Below are 16,672 nucleotides of genomic sequence, written 5' to 3'. Positions count from 1 at the left end.
TGGCTGTCATGAAACCATCGCGCCTCGGCCCCGGACGCCGGCTGGACAGCGCGGCCGTTTCAGGATGAAATTCCTCCGGGGCGCAGCGGAGGCCGGCTCGAAGGGGGCGGGTTTGCAGCGGAACCATCAGGGCCGCGACGTGGGGCGGCGGGCGGCGGACGCGCGCGGCTCGGCCAAAACCGGTGCGTGGGCTCACAGGTTCGGGTCCGGTGTCGTTCTCGCCCTGGCGCTCGGCCTCGGCCTGGCGCTCGGGCTCGTGCCCGGGGCCCGGGCGCAGAACAATGGCGGCGTCTATCAGGACGAGATCCAGACGCAGGGCGAGGATTCCGGCGGAGCTGGCAGCGGCGGCGGGTCCGGGGGCGGCGACTCCTTCTCGACCGGCGACCTGCCCGGCGGCGAGGATGGCGGGCCCTGCGAGGACACCTCGGCCTATGATCGCGTCTATGGCGGCCCGCCGGTGCGCATCTCGCTGAAGTCGCTCGGCGACCCGCTTTATCAGCGCCATCCCGAGATCCTGCTGCGCTGCGCCGCCGATCGCTGCGCCATCAACGAGACGGCGCTCTGCTGGATCAACAAGAAGGCGCTGGTCGAGGCCCAGCAGGATCCGGCCGTGGCCGCCGACCGGTTCTACACGCAGAGCGACGAAGGCGACGACAGCTATGGCTGCCCGGCCGATCCCGCCTGGACGGCGCAGCAGCAGGCCTGGTGGAACCAGACCTATTGCAAGGGCGTCGGGTCCGGGGGCGGCTCGGGCGGTGGCGGCGACAGCTACAACACCGCCAGCACCGGCAATGGCGGCAGCGGCACCGGCGGCGGGAGCGGCGGCACGCGCAACAATTCGGGTGGCGGCGGCAGCGGGGGCGGCGGCACCACGACCGCGAGCAACACGCCGCCCGATGGCAGCAAGTCGATCTATCGCGAGGAACCCAATCCCGATCCCTCCGGCAAGTTCGCGGCCGACATCCGCAAGATCCTGGCCGCGATGGACGACTGCCTGCGCGTCAAGGGCGGGCTCGGTTATTACCAGAGCCCGAAGACGGGCCCCGGCCGCGGCCTCGTCGGCTACGACCCGCGAACCCGCACGGTCTCCTACGATGTCGGCGCGCTCAGGAACCTGCCGCCGCGCCAGCAGGCCTTCGCCCTCGGCGGCGGCATGGGCGAGCATGTCCTGTCGCTCGAGGCGCGGCGCTACGGCCCCCAGGGCTCGTCATGGGAGGACACGCTGGCCATCGATTACATCGCGGGTTATCTCTCGCATTGCGTCGAGCGGCGCGGCCTGGTCCCGACGCCGACCAACGCCGACAATGTGCCGGCGGAGTTCGAGGCCTTCGTGCTGCAGAACAGCGTCCTCAACAATTCCACGCAACAGCTCGAGGAGCGCCGGCAGAATTTCAATGAGGGCTGGGGCGCCTGGGGCGCCCGGCTGCCGATCTGGCTGACCCACGATTGATTCATTCGACACAGCAAGCCATGCGGAAGAGGGGATCATGCGATCGCTCACGATGATGACGGCCATCCTGCTGGCGACGGTGCTGGCCTTCGCCGGCGGCTTCGCGGGCCCGGCCCGGGCCGCCGACCTTGCCGGCTCCTGCTGGCAGGTGTTCTGGCTCACGGCGGGCGATCAGCCCGGCGACATGGCCGACGAGGTGATCTGCTTCGACAGCGAGAGCGCGGGCCGCGTCCGGGAAAGCTCGATCTTCGGCAGCCTGGTCTCCGAATGCGGCAAGGTCGCGGTGGAGAAGGACGGCAGCGGCTTCGCCGTCGCGGTCGATTATTCGGCCTGTCCGCCCGACACGCCCACCCATCGCATCGCCTGCCCCGCCCCCGACGCGGCACGGTTGAAGTGCAACTGGACCTACAGCCCCAGCGGCGAGGCGCAGACCACGGATGCCTGGCTGGTGCGCGAAGGCTCGTGACGGGCCGGCCGATTCGACGCGACCCGGCCGATCTGGTAGATCACGCCGGATTCGCGCCGCCGCCCCTCGGGCGCGGCGCCGAGCCGGAGCCTGAAACAGCCTTGTCGAACCAATCCGATCTTTTCGGCGCGCCGGCCAAGCGGCCGACCGACCGCTTCTTCCTCGGCACCTTCCTGACGCCGGAGGCCGCCGTGCAGGCCACGCAGCTCGCGCAGCGCCTGCGCGGCGAGCTCGGGTTGAAGGGCGCGCCGGTCGCGCCCGGGCGCCTGCACAGCACGCTGTTTCATCTCGGCGATTATGACGGCGTCCCCGGCCATATCCTCGAGGCGGCCCAGGCGGCGGCCGCGGCCGTGTCCGCCGACGCGTTTCCGGTGACGTTCGATCGCGTCGGCAGTTTCGATACGAGGTCCCAGAACCGGCCGCTCGTCATGCTCGGCGGCGAGGGCGTCGCCGGTCTCGTGGACTTCCAGCAGGCGCTCGGCGACGCGCTGAAGCGGGCGGGGCTGGCGCGGTTCGTGAAGACGCAGTTCACGCCGCATGTCACGCTTCTCTATGACGGCCGCCTCGTCGCCGAGCAGCCGATCGAGCCGGTGAGCTGGACCGTGCGCGAGTTCGTCCTGGTGCACAGCCTTCTGAGGCAGACGCAGCACGTCCCGCTCGGGCGCTGGCCGTTGCGTGAGGTTTCCTGATTCGATCGCCCACCCCGCCGCACCGCAGGGCGATGATTGATCGCACTATCGTTCGATGGAGCGCCTAGAACGTAAGGCTAAGGCGGCGGCGCGAACCGGTTCTGCCGCAAGCCGCAACCGCCCGCCTGGCCGCGCTCTTTCGCGCTCCGTGTCCGGCGCTCGCGCTTCGCTAAAATTCGAGCCAATTTCGTCTCAACAAGATTCAGTTGAATCTCGCGGGAACATTCCTAAAAATCGAGCTGTCTCATGTAGAGACGTATCATTTTTGGGGATTGATCATGTCCCTCGTCATCCGGCCGCCCCGCCTCACCGGCCCCGCTTCTGAGCCTCACGACATGCAGGCTGATCACGACGCAGAAGCGCTCACCACCCTCATCGTCGATGACCAGCGCTCGATGCGTCGGATCATCCGGCAGCTCCTGGGCTATATCAACATCCGCCAGACGCTCGAGGCCCAGGACGGGCAGCAGGCGCTCGACCTGCTCAAGAGCCCGGACACGCCCTGGATCGACTTCATCATCTGCGACCTGGTGATGGAGGGCATGGACGGGCTCGAGTTCCTCAACCGCCTGCGCCATGACGAGGTGCTGCGCCAGCGCCATATCCCGGTCCTGATCCTCACGGCCGAGCACAACCCGCTGCTGCTCGACGTGGTGCGCCAGGTGGGCGCCGCCGACATCGCGCACAAGCCGATCTCCTCCCCGGCGCTCCGCCAGAAGATCGAGAAGCTGATCGGCCTGAAGCTCTCCTGAGCGCGTCGTCCTCCCTCCGTTGTCATGCCCCGATCCCCGGGTCCGACCGAAGGTCGGCCCGAGGACATGCTTGATCCGGGCATCCAGGGCCGCAAGAGCAAGCGGTCGCCCTGGATCGCCGGGGCCCTCGGGACGGCCTGCGGCCGGACCCCGGGGCCCGGCGATGACAAGAAAGGGGCGGTTCCGCTGTCATCAATCCACCATCTGACCTCGCCATGATGGCGCTCTGGGCCTGACGGCGGCCGGGACGCGTTCCGGCCGACCTCGGTGCTTGCGATCGATCGGGCGGAAGGGAGAGGCGGTCATGAACCATGACGCGACGAAGAACGGCGAGGATCTGAAGCGGCAGCTCCAGGCCGATCTCGACGACAGCTTCGACGAGGAGCTGGAGATGGAGCTCGACGACAGCCGGCTGGAACGGCTGCTCGAGGGCGTCGAGAAGCCGGGCACGGACGGCGAGGCCGGACCGGGGATGGATCGCCACTTCTACTTCAAGGAGCTGTTCCGGCTGCAGAGCGAGCTGGTGAGGCTCCAGGACTGGGTGCAGAACCAGAAGCTCAAGGTCGTGGTGCTGTTCGAGGGCCGCGACGCGGCCGGCAAGGGCGGCGTCATCAAGCGCATCACCCAGCGGCTCAACCCGCGCGTCTGCCGCGTGGCGGCGCTGCCCGCGCCCTCCGAGCGCGAGCGCACGCAATGGTATTTCCAACGCTATGTCTCGCATCTGCCGGCGGGCGGGGAGATCGTCCTCTTCGACCGGAGCTGGTACAACCGCGCCGGCGTCGAGCGCGTCATGGGCTTCTGCTCGGACGCCGATGTCGAGGAGTTCTTCCGCTCCGTACCGGAGTTCGAGAAGATGCTGATCCGCTCCGGCATCGTCCTGATCAAATACTGGTTCTCGATCACCGACGAGGAGCAGCATCTGCGGTTCCAGATGCGCATCCAGGATCCGATGAAGCAGTGGAAGCTCTCGCCCATGGATCTCGAATCCCGGAGGCGCTGGGAGCAATACACCAAGGCCAAGGAGGCGATGCTGGAGCGCACCCACAGCGACGAGGCGCCCTGGTGGGTGGTCGAGGCGGTGGACAAGAAGCGGGCGCGGCTCAACTGCATCCATCACCTGCTGAGCCGGATCCCCTACCAGGACGTTGCCCACGCGCCGATCACGCTCCCGGCCCGCGTGCGCAACCCGGACTATCTCCGGGGGCCCGTGCCCAAGGAGATGTACGTCCCGGCCGTTTACTGAGGCGCAGGCGCGGACGGGCAGCGGGCGGCCCTTTCTTTCGCCACCACCCGTTCCTGTCATTGCCGGGCTTGCTCCCGCAAGCCTGTCCTGCCGGCCCTGGATCGCCGGATCAGGTCCGGCGAGGATAGAAGGAAACGGGCGCGAACGGCGCACCGGTTCAGGGAATCGGCCGCGGACATGATCCGTTGCCGACAGCGCGCGGCCTTCCTATCTAGAGCCCATCTCCCTTCCTGACGTCACCGCTCCCGCATTCCCGAGACCCTCCCTCATGTCCGCACAAGCTCCCCTGACCTTCCTCATCACCGGCGTCAGCAGCGGCCTCGGCCGCGCGCTCGCCGAGGCCGCCCTGGCGGCAGGCCATCGCGTCGCCGGCACGCTGCGCGACGAGGCGGCGCGCGCCGCCTTCGACAGCCTGGTGCCCGGCCGTTCCCTCGGCCTCCGGCTCGACGTCACCGACAATGACGCCATCGCCCCGGCCGTCGCCGCGGTCGAGGCGACGCTCGGGCCCATCGACGTGCTGGTGAACAATGCCGGCTACGGGCACGAGGGCATCCTCGAGGAATCGAGCCTCGCCGACCTGCGCCGCCAGTTCGAGGTCAATGTGTTCGCGCCGGTCGCGATGATCCAGGCGGTGCTGCCCTCCATGCGCCGGCGCCGCTCGGGCCATATCGTCAACATCACCTCGATGGGCGGCCTCATCACCTTCCCCGGCATCGGCTTCTATAACGGCAGCAAGTTCGCGCTCGAAGGCCTGTCGGAATCGCTCGGCAAGGAGGTCAAGGACCTCGGCATCCGTGTGACGGCGGTCGAGCCCGGCCAGTTCCGTACCGACTGGGCCGGCCGCTCGATGGTGCGCGCCGAGCGCAAGATCGCGGACTATGACGCCGTGTTCGAGCCGTTGCGCAGCCACCGGCGCGAGGTCAGCGGCAGGCAGATCGGCGATCCGGCCAAGGCGGCGCAGGCGATCCTGACGCTCGTCAAGTCGGACAATCCGCCAGCCCATCTGCCGCTGGGTCCGGATGCGCTCAAGCTGATCCGCGAGAAGCTCGATTATCTTCAGGGCGAGATCGCGGCCTGGGAAAAGCTGACGCTCTCGACCAGCTTCGGCTGAGCCACCTTCAGGCGTGTCGGAGGGGCCGACAGGTTGTCCCTTTTCCCCCGCGGCCCATAGGAGGCGGCTGCGAAAGGAGCCGGCTTGGGTCCGCGCGGCCCGGCTGTCCGATCGGGAGGCAAGATCCGGCCATCCTTTCCGATCGCCGCGGCTTGTCCTGCGGCGGGAAACCGATCACCGTGCTGCCGACGGTTCGCCGGCACGCGGCGGAATCCGTCAGCGGAGGGAGAACGTCCATGAACCGTCTGAAGGGAAAACGCGCGCTCATCACCGGCGGCACCAGCGGCATCGGGCTGGAGACCGCCAGGCAGTTCCTGGCCGAAGGGGCCCGTGTCTCGGTCACGGGCAGCAATCCCAAGACCCTCGAGGCCGCGTCGGCCGCGCTCGGTCCGGACGTGCCGATCATCAAGGCCGATGCCGGCGATGTCGCGGCCCAGAAGCGGGTCGCCGAGGAGCTTCGCCAGTCCTTCGGCGGGCTCGACATCCTCTTCGTCAATGCCGGGATCGGCGAGTTCCGGCCGGTCGAGGCCTGGGACGAGACCGCCTTCGACCGCTCCTTCGCGATCAACGTGAAAGGGCCCTATTTCCTGATCCAGGCGCTGCTGCCGCTCTTCGCCAACCCGGCCGCGATCGTGCTCAACACCTCGATCAACGCCCATATCGGCATGCCGATGTCGAGCATCTATGCCGCGACCAAGGCCGCGCTCAGCTCCTTCATCCGCACGCTGTCGGGCGAGCTCATCGGGCGCGGCATCCGCGTCAATGCGGTGAGCCCGGGGCCGATCGCGACGCCGCTTCATGGCAAGATCGGCATGGATGATGCCGCCGTCAAAGGGCTGATCGCGCAGATCCCGGCCGGGCGCCGCGGCGATCCCTCGGAGATCGCGAAGGCCGTGGTTTTTCTCGCATCGGACGAAGCGGCCTTCACGGTCGGCAGCGAGCTCACCATCGATGGGGGCATGAGCACGCTGTGACGGCGGGCGTCAGCGCTCCGGCCGTTTTGCCTGGGCGCGCGCGATCTCGGCGCCGAAGAGCAGGATCTGCGCGGTGTAGTTGACCCAGAGCAGCACCACGATGAAGGCGGCAGCGGCGCCGTAGCTCGCGGCCATGCGGCTGGTGCCGATATAGGCGCCGATGGCGAACTTGCCGATGGAGAAGAGCAGAGCGGTGACGGTCGCCCCGACCCACACATCGCGCGAGGCGATGGGCGTGTCGGGCAGGATCTTGAAGATCATGGCGAAGAGGACCGTCGTGACCCCGAGCGACATGACGGGATTCAGGACCCACAGCAGGATGTGGAGCATCGGAAAGACCTGGGTGAGCCAGGCATTCCAGGCGTTGAGGACGGCGCTGACGGCGAGCGAGGTCAGCAGCAGGAACCCCATCACGGCGATCAACGCCAGGCTCAGAAGCCGCCGGCGGATGACGGCGACAACGGCGCCCTCCTCGAGCGGCGGCGCCTTCCAGATGATGTTGAGCGCCGATTGGATTTCCCCCACCGCGCCTGTCGCGGCGTAAATCAGGGCCAGGATACCGATGATCGCGGCCAGGAATCCCGACTCCGTTCCCCGGAAGCCCAGGATCAGCGACTGCAGGGCCTTGGCCGTCTCCTGTCCGATCAGCCCGCCCAGCTCGGCGAGGATCGCGCCCTGCGCCGCCTCGCGCCCGAAGAAGAGACCCGCGATCGCGATGACGATGATGAGCAGGGGCACGAGCGAGAAGGCGGCATAGTAGGCGATGGCCGCGCCCATCGAAGGGCAGCGGTCATCGAGCCAGCCGGATGTGGCCGCCCTCAGGATGCGCCAGATCCGGCGGAGAAGGGGCGTGGCGGAATTGAGACGGGAGGGCTCGGCCATGCCGGGACAACGGCCAGCCTCTCCCGCCGGTTCCCTTGCCCCAGAGCGCCTGTCTGCCGGGCGGATCCCCGGTGGGGCTCTTCCTTGCACCTGGGGAGTTTTGGTAGCAATCTCCGTTGCAGGGGAAGCTGGGAACCTATTCTTAACCAAGCTTCGAGGAGGACCGCCTCGGTGCGGCGTTCGCGCATGCCGGTATCGGGGTGTGGACCGGGCCCTCCGGCTCGAATGCCGTCGATGACGATGCGGCGAGGGGTATCTCATGGAAGATGCCACCAGATCGTCGGGCAGGGCGCCGGCCTCGCGACCGGGCCTCCTGCCGTTCGAGGCGGGCGATCCGGCCCCCGCCATCTCGGCGCTGGATCAGGCGGGCGAACCGGCCTTCAGCAATGCCGACCAGATCACCGGCCGGCCGCTCCTGCTGCTCTTCTGCCCGGCAGGCGGCGAGGCGGCCCTGCTGGCCGGCTTTCGCGACCACGCGGCCGAGTTCGCGGCGCTCGAGACGATCATCTTCGCGATCAGCCGGCAGGCCGTGGCGGCGAACCAGGCCTGGCATGCCGCCTTGCATCTGCCCTTCACCCTGCTGAGCGACAGCGGCGGGGGCATTTTCCGCACCTACGGTGCCACGGAGGCGCCGCTCGTGATCATCCTCGATCCCGATCACCGGGTCGCGCGCGTGCTGCGCGCCGACGTGACGGCGCCCGCGGATCCTGCGCCCCTCGCCGCGGCGGCACTCGCCTGTCTGCGCGCCAGCTTTCCGCCGCGGGGCCTGCGCGTGAGCATGCAAGCGCCTGTCCTGCTGCTGCCGCGCGTGCTGGAGGAAGAACATTGCGCCCGGCTGATCGAGCTGTTTCACAAGCCCGTCGCCTCATGGCAGTCGGACGGGTTCCGCAGCGAAGGCCATGACCGGGAGCGGGGCGATTTCAAGGTCGAGCATGCCGGCAGCTACGGCCAGCTCACCGAGTATGTGGTGCGCGATCCGGCCGTGCAGGCTTTCCTCGATCAATGTTTCAATCGCCGGGTCTCGCGCGAGATGCGCAAGGTCTTTCAGACGAAGGTGAGCCAGCGCGAGGATTATCGCATCGCCCGCTACGATTCCGCGACGGGCGGCGTGCTTCGTCCGCACCGCGACAACGCGACCAAGGAGACCTCGCACCGTCGCTTCACCATGACCATCAATCTCAATGCCGGCGAGTATGAGGGCGGCGCGCTCCGCTTCCGCGAGTATGCCGACCATTATTACGAGGTCGAGCGCGGCACCGCCGTGATCTGGTCGGCGCTGCTCCTGCATGAGGTGATGCCCGTGACCCGCGGCGCCCGCTTCATCCTGGGCGTCCACATGTATGGGACGTGATCGGTCGCCCGAGCAGGCCGCGGGTTCTTCTGCCAACGGGAAGGGGAACCCGCGGACGTCTTGTGCCCCGTCAGCTCTGCGGCAGGCCGAGCGCGGCGCGGAGCTCGGCCCGCGCGGCGTCGAACTCGGCGGCGAAATCGGGCTGGTTCATGACCGCCTCGGCGATCAGGTTGCCGGCGATCCGCCCGGCGACGACGTCGCTGCGGAAATGGATGCCGCCGACGACGCGGTTGTTGGCATAGTCCCAGCCCCGGGCCATCAGCTCGGCCCGCTTCTCCGGCACCATGTTCGACAGCATGATCGCCATCAGCGTGCCCAGCGTCGCATGGCCCGAAGGATAGGCGCCCGACTTGGAGAGCGGGACCACCGGCTTGACCAGGTCGCTATAGAGATGCGGCCGCGGCCGCTTCCAGAAATCCTTCGCCGGATCGACCACGGCGCCCTCGGTCTCGGCGATGCGCGCGAAGAACGCGTCCGTCTTCGGCAAGGTCTCCTTGACGAACCTGGGGCCCAGCACGTCCGCGAAGCGCCAGACATTCTCCTCGGCATCGGCCTGGGCGCGCGCCACCATCTCGGGCGTACGGGTCACCTGCAAGGTCAGGATCTCGGCCAGCTCGTTTTTCATCTCCGGCGTATCGAGCGCGGCCGGCGGCGGCAGGAATTTCGTTAAATCCAGTTCATGTGCGGTGACGAAAGGCTTGGCGTCGTCGCTCCAGGCCGGGGCCGTCGCGGTCCCGACCTGAACGAAGGCCACCAGCAGCAGGAAGGCAAGCTTGCGTACCATGACACATCCCCTGATCGAGTGCAGGGGGCCTCTATATCAGGCGTTCGATTGCGCGGATGTGACGCCCGGTGCGGGCACTCGCGAGAGCGGTACGTCAGGCATACCGGTTCTTCGGCCGGGGCAAGCCGAGATTCTCGCGCAGGGTCTCGCCCTCGTACTCGGTCCGGAAGAGACCGCGGTTCTGCAGCTCGGGGATCAGGAGCCCGCAGATATCCTCGAGCCCGTCCGGCAGCGTTGCCGGATGGATCAGGAAACCGTCGGCGCCGCGACCCTGGAACCAGCGCTCCATCTCGTCCGCGATCTGGCTCGCCGTTCCGACCAGGGGGCGCTGGCCGCGGGCGCTGCCGTAATGCCGGTAGGTTTCGCGCAACGTCGGGTTTTCCTTGCCCGTGGCTTCCTTCATGAAGCGCAGCCAGAAGCGGAGCTGCTCCTCGACGATCTCTTCCGGGATCGGTGCGTCGAGCGGCACGCCCGAGAGATCGACATTGCCCAGATCGTTGGAGAGCACCTCCCGTCCGACGTCGGGATGGATGAGGGAGGAGAGATGCTCGTGCTTCTCCTGTGCTTCCTTCTCGGTCCGGCCGACGATGGCGTTGAGGCCGGGCATCACCTTGAGCGAACCCGCCGGCCGGCCGTGCTTCTTCACGGCGGCCGCCAGCTTCCCGTAAAGCGCCTGGGCCGATTCCAGGTCGAACTGCGCGGTGAAGATGAGATCGGCGTGACGGCCGGCCATGTCGATGAAATCGTCGGAGCCGCCGGCCTGGGCGATGATGGGATGGCCTTGCGGCGGCCGTGCCACGTTGAGAGGGCCGGCCACGGAGAAGTGTGCACCTTTGTGGTTCAGCGGATGAAGCTTGGCGGGATCGAAATATTCCGCGGTCGTCCGATCGCGCCGGAAGGCATCGTCCTCCCAGCTGTCCCAGAGCCCCTTGACGACCTCGAGGAACTCCAGCGCCCGCTCGTATTTCTCGCGGTGGGAGAGATGCTCCTCGCGGCCGAAGTTCCGGCTTTCCGAATGGTTCGAGGAGGTCACGGCGTTCCAGCCGGCGCGGCCATGGCTCAGATGATCGAGCGAGGCGTAGCGGCGCGCGACGTGGTAGGGCTCGTTGTAGCTGGTGGCGGCGGTCGCAACCAGCCCTAGGCGGCTGGTCCTCGCCGCGATGCCGGAGAGCAGCACCATCGGATCGAAATAGGCCATGTATTGGGGCCAGCGCTTGAGCGCGTTCAGGCGGCCGTTGCGCGTCGCGACGGCGTCGGCAAGGAACATGAGGTCGAACTTGGCGGCCTCGGCCGTCTGCGCCAGCGCCGCGTAATGCTCGAAATTGGTGCCGGCATCGATCTGCGAGCCGGAGTGCAGCCAGGCGGCGATGTGATTCCCGGTCGGGTGGAAGAAGGCACCCAGCTTCATCTTGTCGTTGCGACGATCGGGCATTGTCGGCCAGTCCCATCGGAGGATTCGCGTGGTCGAAGGGGTGCCACGCAACCGGAAGGCGGAATCCTATCTATCCCGGAACGGGAGAGGCCGCCAATGGGCCCGAACGGGTGACAGTACGCTTTGGCGGCGGGGAAGGCGAACGGGCGCCCGGCCGTGATCTGGCTAGGCCGGAACAGGCGTATCCGACAGCGGCAGCCGTTCCGCGCCCCGCTCAATAGCGGCCAGGAGGGCCAGATCGTCATCGTTCAGCTCGGCCCGGCTGTTCTTGACGACCTCGCGACCGTGGCGAGCGGCGTCGATCGCACCCTGGCGGTCTTCGGCCGCGTGGCGGGCCACGGCCAAAGCGCGCCAGTAGCCGTAATTCGAGCGCGCTGCAGGCGACACGGCAGCAAGCAGCTGCAGCGCCTCATCGCCCTCCTTGTGCAGCAGGGCAATCAGGAATGCGCGCTCGATCCGCACCCAATCCGAAAGCTCTTCGGGCCTGGACACAAACAGGTCCAGGATCTCAAGGCAGCGCCGGACATCCGAGCGTGCCAGGAAATGATTGTAGAAGAACCGGTAGGTGATTTCGGGCGCCTTTCCCGATGAGATGTCAGCCTCCAGTTCTCGCAGCAGGCTGGGATCGAGTTCCGCCGTCCGGACTCCATCGATCTCCCTCCCCGAAAGCCAGCCCGCCCGTTCGAGAGCCGGGTCGCGTCTTCTGAGGAGCATATCGAGCAAGTGAGCTCCGTCCGTTCGCGCGCCGCCGGTGACGCTCCTCGGTACCAGATTGATGAGCGCGATGGTGAACGACGATACGGCGAGCGCGGACAGAGCCAGGTTGAAGGCGCCGCCGAAAAGACCCGTGGCGATGGCCAAGAAGGCCAGGGCGCTTGTCAGTATGTTCCCAAGTGCGCCGCCGAGAATGAAAAAGGCTTCGCCTTTGTGCCAATCGCCCGGACGGCTCGGGGTGGCTATAACAAATCCGCCAAAATCCTGCCCCTGCATTCCCGCGAAGGGAAACCATTGTTTTGCCCGGGGCCGGTAAACGAACGGCCATACGGCAAACAGATGGATGCGGCGGCCGGTCAGTTTCGCAGCCGCCGCATGCCCAGACTCGTGGACCAGGATGGCGAGCCACGATTGCATCAGGTAGAGCGCGATGCCGATGACGACGCCGACGATCGGCTCCAGGATGAGGCCCGACTCGCGGACGGCCTCAATGATCTGCCCCATCGAAATCACAGATCCGATGATCCCAAACGCCAGGCGGAGCAGCCCGCCCGCGAGCCTGCCCCAGATGCGGCGTGCCGTCGGTCTGCTTGGGGATGGTTCTTTCGAGCGCGTCATGAGCAACGCCAGTCGTCGGGCGAGGCTGGCTGCGGGCCGGGTTCGTTCACATGCCGGAATGGAGACCGGCGCCCACCGCCCGGGACCGGAGCCAAGGGTCCCCAGGGAAGCGCTACAGCAAATGCGAGCAGGAGGCGTTTATTTATCACGCGTTCAGGTTGTGGCAGGGTCTGGCCATCTTGCAAGGTCAATTTGTGCCGGAACGATCCATTAGCTCGGCGCGAGCCGTGGGAATCTCGAATCTTCCATCGTCACCTGCAAACGCGGCGGGCGCGGGATGGACTCCCAGGCTGATTCCCGCGTGCATGGTTTCCTTGCCTTCCGCGCGCCGTGACGCGCGGTCGCGCTGGGCAAACCCGCTTTGCTTCTGGCAAACTCTTCAACGGCTTGGGCGCAAGCGCGGTCGGGCCGCCGGTCACCAGCGCTGAAGGAACGACGGAATGACGAAGTGGAAGCTGGATGGCGAGGGGCCGCTCTTCAAGCAGTTCCAGCGCACGGTCATCCAACAGATCGTCGAGGGCGAATTTGCTCCCGGAGACCGCCTCCCATCGGAAGCGGAGCTGATGCAGCGCTATGCCTTGTCCCGGCAGACGATCAGCAAGGCGTTGTCGGAACTCGCCGAGCAGGGCCTGCTCGAGCGGAACAAGCGGGCCGGCACCACCGTGGCGAAGGGATTCCGCGAACGCTTCCTGATGCCGGTCAAGGACATCTCGGTGGAGGTCGGCGAGCGCGGCGGCGTCTATGAGTACCGCATCCTGGCGCTGAAGAAGGTCAGGAACGGCGATGGCGGGCTGCGCTGGAACGACCTGCCGATGGGCGCGCCCTTTCTCTATGTCGAGGTGTTGCATCTTGCCGACAACACGGTGGCTCAGCATGAGCGCCGCTTCATCAATCTGACCTCCGTTCCCAAGGCGGCCGACCAGACCTTCGAGCGCGAGCCGCCCGGCATGTGGCTGATGCGCAATGCGCTCTGGTCCTGGGTCCGGCGGCGGATCACGGCCGTGAATGCCACCGAGGAGGTGGCGCGGCTGCTGCAGGTTCCCGTGGGCGCCGCCTGTGTGACGCTCGAGCGGCGGCTCTACCACCAGGAAGAAGCCATCTCGATCGTCTACTTCATCCATCCGGGAGACCGCTTCGCGCTCGATGGCGATTTCGGTCTCGCCGTCTCCGAGCATCCGCTCGAAACGACCGGCCGGCCGCATATCGCCTGATCGCCGTAGGCCTGCGGCGCCGGCATCGAAGCCCGCCACCCGAGATTCCGTCACCACGCCGGATCAGCGCTCCGAAAGGACGCCGCCCAGATGCTGGGCGGGTTGCTGCCTTTTTGTGCGCAAGGAAGGCATTAATGTACGGACAAAATGCAATTTTAGCGTTGTAATGACTTTAATTCTGCCCAATAATGTCTGAAATCCTGCCTTGGCAGCTCGCCCTATCGGGTCGCCAGGGACAGACGGGCGCGAAAGAAAGCCCGATGGATGGCCGAACGAATCCAGGATCGGGCGGCGGGGAGTGCGATCGGCCGGGCCGGCGAAAAAGCCTGCCGGCAACAAGGCAATATCGGGGGACTGGGATGAAAACGCGTCTGCTGCTTCTGTTGACCGCCTTCATGCTGGGCTTTGCGTCGCTGGCCCAGGCGGCGGACAAAATCACCTTGGCGCTGAACTGGAACGTTCCGTATTCCGGCTGGGCCGGATTCTACGTGGCGCAGCACGAGGGCTATTTCGCCGCCGAGGGGCTCGATGTGGAGTTCCTGCTTCTCAAGGGCTCGAACCCGGCTAACCAGGCGATTGCCGCGGGCAGCGCCAACCTGGGCGTGACGACGGCGAGCTCGATCGTGGTCGCGGCCAGCCAGGGGCTGCCGCTGACGGCGGTCTCGGCCTATATGCAGTCGAATCCCGAGGGCGTGATCGCCCGCAAGGACAGCGGCATCGAGAAGCTCGAGGACTTCGTCGGCAAGAAGGTCGGCTACAACGTCTCCAATCCGACGGTCTATCTCTTCGAGGCCAAGCTCAAGCGCGCCGGCATCGACCGCGACAAGATCCAGTGGGTCACGGTGCAGCCCGAGGCCATGGTGCCGATGCTGCTGTCCAAGCAGATCGACGCGGCCATGGGCTATTGGGACTGGGAAGCCATCAATGTCCAACGCGAGAACGTGCCGGTGAACGTCTTCGTCATGAGCGACGACAAGGTCCAGATCTACGGCCCCACCGTCGTGGGCAACAGGGACTGGGTGGCGAAGAACGGCGATGTCGTCCGCCGCTTCCTGAAGGCCGCGGTGAAGGGATGGGTGGCGGCGAACGCCGATCCGGACAAGACGCTCGCCGTCATGATGGAAGCCAACCCCGGCGAGGACCGGGAGTTCATGAAGCAGGCGCTGGCGATCTCCATGAAGCTGATCGGCAGCCCCGATGTCGCCCAGCACGGTTTCGGCTGGATGGATCTGTCCGACTGGCAGGGGCTGCAGGATGCGCTGCTGCAGGGAAAGGTCATCGAGCACGAGGCCGACCTTTCGACCCTGTTCACGAACGATTACCTGCCGGACAACGCCAAGGACTGGAAGGCGCAGTGATCTCGACGTCGGCGGTGCGGCGCGGGAGCCTCCAGGATCGGGCTCCCGCAGGCCGTAGCATCGTTTCGATGCACGGCATCTCCATGGTCTATGGCGGACCGTCCGGGGGTGCCGTGACGGCGCTCGAGAATTTCGGGCTGGATATTCCCGAGAACCAGTTCGTCAGCCTGATCGGGCCCAGCGGATGCGGCAAGTCGACGGCGCTCTCGATCATGGCGGGGCTGCTCCAGCCCACGGCCGGCACCGTTCTCATCAACGGGCATCCGCCGCTCGCGGCACGCCGGGCGCACGAGATCGGCATGGTGTTCCAGCAGCCCGTCCTGCTGCCCTGGCGCACGGTGGAAGCCAACTGCGCGCTCCTGCTCACCGTCTCCGGGCAGTGGAACGCCGACAGCCGCCGCCGTATCGCCGAGACGCTGGCCCTGGTCGGTCTCTCGGAATTCGCCCGTCGCTATCCGCACGAGCTTTCGGGCGGGATGCGCCAGCGCGCGTCGATCGCGCGGGCGCTGTGCCTCGACCCCGTCCTGATGATGATGGACGAGCCCTTCGCGGCGCTCGACGAGTTCTCGCGCCACGCCATGAATGTCGAGCTCCTGAACATCTGGAGCCAGCGCCGCAAGACGATCGTCTTCATCACCCACAGCGTGGCCGAGGCCGTGTTCCTGTCCGACCGGGTCATCGCCATGAGCCCCCGCCCGGGGCGCATCGTCGCCGACGTCGCGATCGAGCTGGGGCGGCCGCGCGACCCCGAGATCCGCTATGCGAGCGAGTTCGGCGACTACGTCACCCACCTGCAGCGGCTGCTGGAGCCCGGGTTCGTCCGTGGCGGGAGGCCGGCGTGATTCCGGGCGCCGCGAAGGGGCCGGGCGGCCAGCTCAAGGAGGCGCTGGGCGTCCTCCTGTTCCTGGTGCTGCTGGTCGCGCTCTGGCAGCTCGTCGTCGTGGCCCTCGACGTGCCGGCCTATCTGCTGCCGCCGCCGCTGGATGTGGCGAACGCCTTCGTCGACAGCTGGCGCATCTTGCTGGAGAACCTGCTGGTGACGCTGGAGGAGATCGTCCTCGGTCTCGGCGCCGGCGTGCTGCTGGGCCTGGCGACCGCCGTCCTCATGCATCAGTCGGCGGTGCTCGGCAAGGCGCTCTATGTTCCCATCCTCGCGACCCAGACGACGCCGGTGGTCGCGGTGGCGCCGATCCTGATCGTCTGGTTCGGCGTGGGCATCCTGCCCAAGGTCATGATCATCGCGATCTTCTCGTTCTTTCCGGTGCTGGTGAACACCCTCTCGGGGCTTCAGGCGACCGGCCGGCAGATGATCCATCTCATGGAGACGGTGGCCGCCAGCCAATGGCAGATCTACCGGCATGTGCGGATCCCCATGGCCCTGCCGCATGTGTTCGCGGGCATCCGCCTCGCGGCGGCGGCCTCGGTGGTGGGCGCCATCGTCGTCGAATGGGTCTCCTCGACCGCCGGGCTCGGCTATCTGCTGATCCTGTTCCAGTCGCGGCTGAACGTCTCCAAGGCTTTTGCCACCCTGATCGTCCTGCTGCTGCTGGGCCTGCTCATCTTCTCTCTGTTCGCCTGGATCGACCGCCGCTTCTCCTGGCAGCGGCGGCTGGGCATCGAATAGCGGTGATGCGAAA

16 protein-coding genes are annotated in these 16,672 nt (G+C 67.0%); 12 read left to right on the top strand and 4 right to left on the bottom strand.

From position 1 onward, the window contains the following. Positions 1 to 112: 112 nt before the first annotated feature. The 7 genes from FRZ61_RS16625 (at position 113) to FRZ61_RS16600 (ending at position 6,685) form a co-directional block, all read left to right on the top strand. The gene (locus FRZ61_RS16625) at positions 113 to 1,450 is read left to right on the top strand and encodes a hypothetical protein (protein ID WP_151118787.1); all 1,338 of its coding nucleotides are present in this window, start codon (positions 113 to 115) and stop codon (positions 1,448 to 1,450) included. Between the two features lie 37 nt (positions 1,451 to 1,487). After that, on the top strand, positions 1,488 to 1,916 hold the full coding sequence (locus FRZ61_RS26660; protein ID WP_225308849.1) for a hypothetical protein: 429 nt from the start codon (positions 1,488 to 1,490) through the stop codon (positions 1,914 to 1,916). Positions 1,917 to 2,017: 101 nt separating this feature from the next. Beyond that, positions 2,018 to 2,605 (top strand): 2'-5' RNA ligase family protein, encoded by a 588-nt coding sequence (locus tag FRZ61_RS16620; RefSeq protein ID WP_225308848.1) that lies wholly within the window; start codon positions 2,018 to 2,020, stop codon positions 2,603 to 2,605. A 335-nt stretch (positions 2,606 to 2,940) separates the two neighbouring features. After that, positions 2,941 to 3,357 carry a response regulator gene (locus tag FRZ61_RS16615; protein ID WP_225308847.1) on the top strand — a complete coding sequence of 139 codons (417 nt, stop codon included), beginning with the start codon at positions 2,941 to 2,943 and terminating at the stop codon, positions 3,355 to 3,357. 304 nt (positions 3,358 to 3,661) lie between these two features. Beyond that, entirely contained in the window at positions 3,662 to 4,600 is a 939-nt protein-coding gene (gene ppk2 / locus FRZ61_RS16610) for a polyphosphate kinase 2 (RefSeq protein WP_151118784.1), read from the top strand. A gap of 268 nt (positions 4,601 to 4,868) precedes the next feature. Beyond that, on the top strand, positions 4,869 to 5,711 hold the full coding sequence (locus FRZ61_RS16605; RefSeq protein WP_151118783.1) for an oxidoreductase: 843 nt from the start codon (positions 4,869 to 4,871) through the stop codon (positions 5,709 to 5,711). 236 nt (positions 5,712 to 5,947) lie between these two features. Continuing rightward, positions 5,948 to 6,685, top strand: coding sequence for an SDR family oxidoreductase (locus tag FRZ61_RS16600; RefSeq protein WP_151118782.1), 738 nt, complete (start codon positions 5,948 to 5,950; stop codon positions 6,683 to 6,685). Positions 6,686 to 6,694: 9 nt separating this feature from the next. On the opposite strand, the gene FRZ61_RS16595 is transcribed toward FRZ61_RS16600, so the two are convergent. Beyond that, positions 6,695 to 7,567 carry a YihY/virulence factor BrkB family protein gene (locus tag FRZ61_RS16595; protein ID WP_191909063.1) on the bottom strand — a complete coding sequence of 291 codons (873 nt, stop codon included), beginning with the start codon at positions 7,565 to 7,567 and terminating at the stop codon, positions 6,695 to 6,697. Between the two features lie 259 nt (positions 7,568 to 7,826). Here FRZ61_RS16595 and FRZ61_RS16590 point away from each other — a divergent pair, with 259 nt between their 5' ends. Continuing rightward, positions 7,827 to 8,918 (top strand): redoxin domain-containing protein, encoded by a 1,092-nt coding sequence (locus FRZ61_RS16590; protein WP_151118780.1) that lies wholly within the window; start codon positions 7,827 to 7,829, stop codon positions 8,916 to 8,918. A 70-nt stretch (positions 8,919 to 8,988) separates the two neighbouring features. Here FRZ61_RS16590 and FRZ61_RS16585 read toward each other — a convergent pair whose 3' ends face one another. The 3 genes from FRZ61_RS16585 to FRZ61_RS16575 all read right to left on the bottom strand — a co-directional run bounded on the left by FRZ61_RS16585 (position 8,989) and on the right by FRZ61_RS16575 (position 12,466). Continuing rightward, the gene (locus FRZ61_RS16585) at positions 8,989 to 9,702 is read right to left on the bottom strand and encodes an acid phosphatase (RefSeq protein ID WP_151118779.1); all 714 of its coding nucleotides are present in this window, start codon (positions 9,700 to 9,702) and stop codon (positions 8,989 to 8,991) included. A 94-nt stretch (positions 9,703 to 9,796) separates the two neighbouring features. Further along, complete coding sequence (locus FRZ61_RS16580) at positions 9,797 to 11,134, bottom strand: LLM class flavin-dependent oxidoreductase (protein ID WP_225308846.1); 1,338 nt, start codon at positions 11,132 to 11,134, stop codon at positions 9,797 to 9,799. 165 nt (positions 11,135 to 11,299) lie between these two features. Next, entirely contained in the window at positions 11,300 to 12,466 is a 1,167-nt protein-coding gene (locus FRZ61_RS16575; protein ID WP_151118778.1) for a zinc metalloprotease, read from the bottom strand. 440 nt (positions 12,467 to 12,906) lie between these two features. Here FRZ61_RS16575 and FRZ61_RS16570 point away from each other — a divergent pair, with 440 nt between their 5' ends. The 4 genes from FRZ61_RS16570 (at position 12,907) to FRZ61_RS16555 (ending at position 16,659) form a co-directional block, all read left to right on the top strand. Then, the gene (locus tag FRZ61_RS16570; RefSeq protein WP_151118777.1) at positions 12,907 to 13,677 is read left to right on the top strand and encodes a GntR family transcriptional regulator; all 771 of its coding nucleotides are present in this window, start codon (positions 12,907 to 12,909) and stop codon (positions 13,675 to 13,677) included. A gap of 359 nt (positions 13,678 to 14,036) precedes the next feature. Further along, positions 14,037 to 15,035, top strand: coding sequence for an ABC transporter substrate-binding protein (locus FRZ61_RS16565; RefSeq protein WP_191909062.1), 999 nt, complete (start codon positions 14,037 to 14,039; stop codon positions 15,033 to 15,035). A 68-nt stretch (positions 15,036 to 15,103) separates the two neighbouring features. Beyond that, positions 15,104 to 15,877: an ABC transporter ATP-binding protein gene (locus FRZ61_RS16560; RefSeq protein WP_151118775.1), complete on the top strand. Its 774-nt coding sequence runs from the start codon at positions 15,104 to 15,106 to the stop codon at positions 15,875 to 15,877. Continuing rightward, positions 15,874 to 16,659, top strand: coding sequence for an ABC transporter permease (locus FRZ61_RS16555; RefSeq protein WP_151118774.1), 786 nt, complete (start codon positions 15,874 to 15,876; stop codon positions 16,657 to 16,659). Before FRZ61_RS16560 ends, FRZ61_RS16555 begins: the two co-directional genes overlap by 4 nt. The last annotated feature ends 13 nt before the right edge of the window (positions 16,660 to 16,672 follow it).

The organism is Hypericibacter adhaerens (assembly GCF_008728835.1).
Taxonomy (GTDB): Bacteria; Pseudomonadota; Alphaproteobacteria; order Dongiales; family Dongiaceae; genus Hypericibacter; species Hypericibacter adhaerens.
Note: the sequence above shows the minus strand (reverse complement) of the source record. Positions and strands in the feature narration are given on the sequence as shown.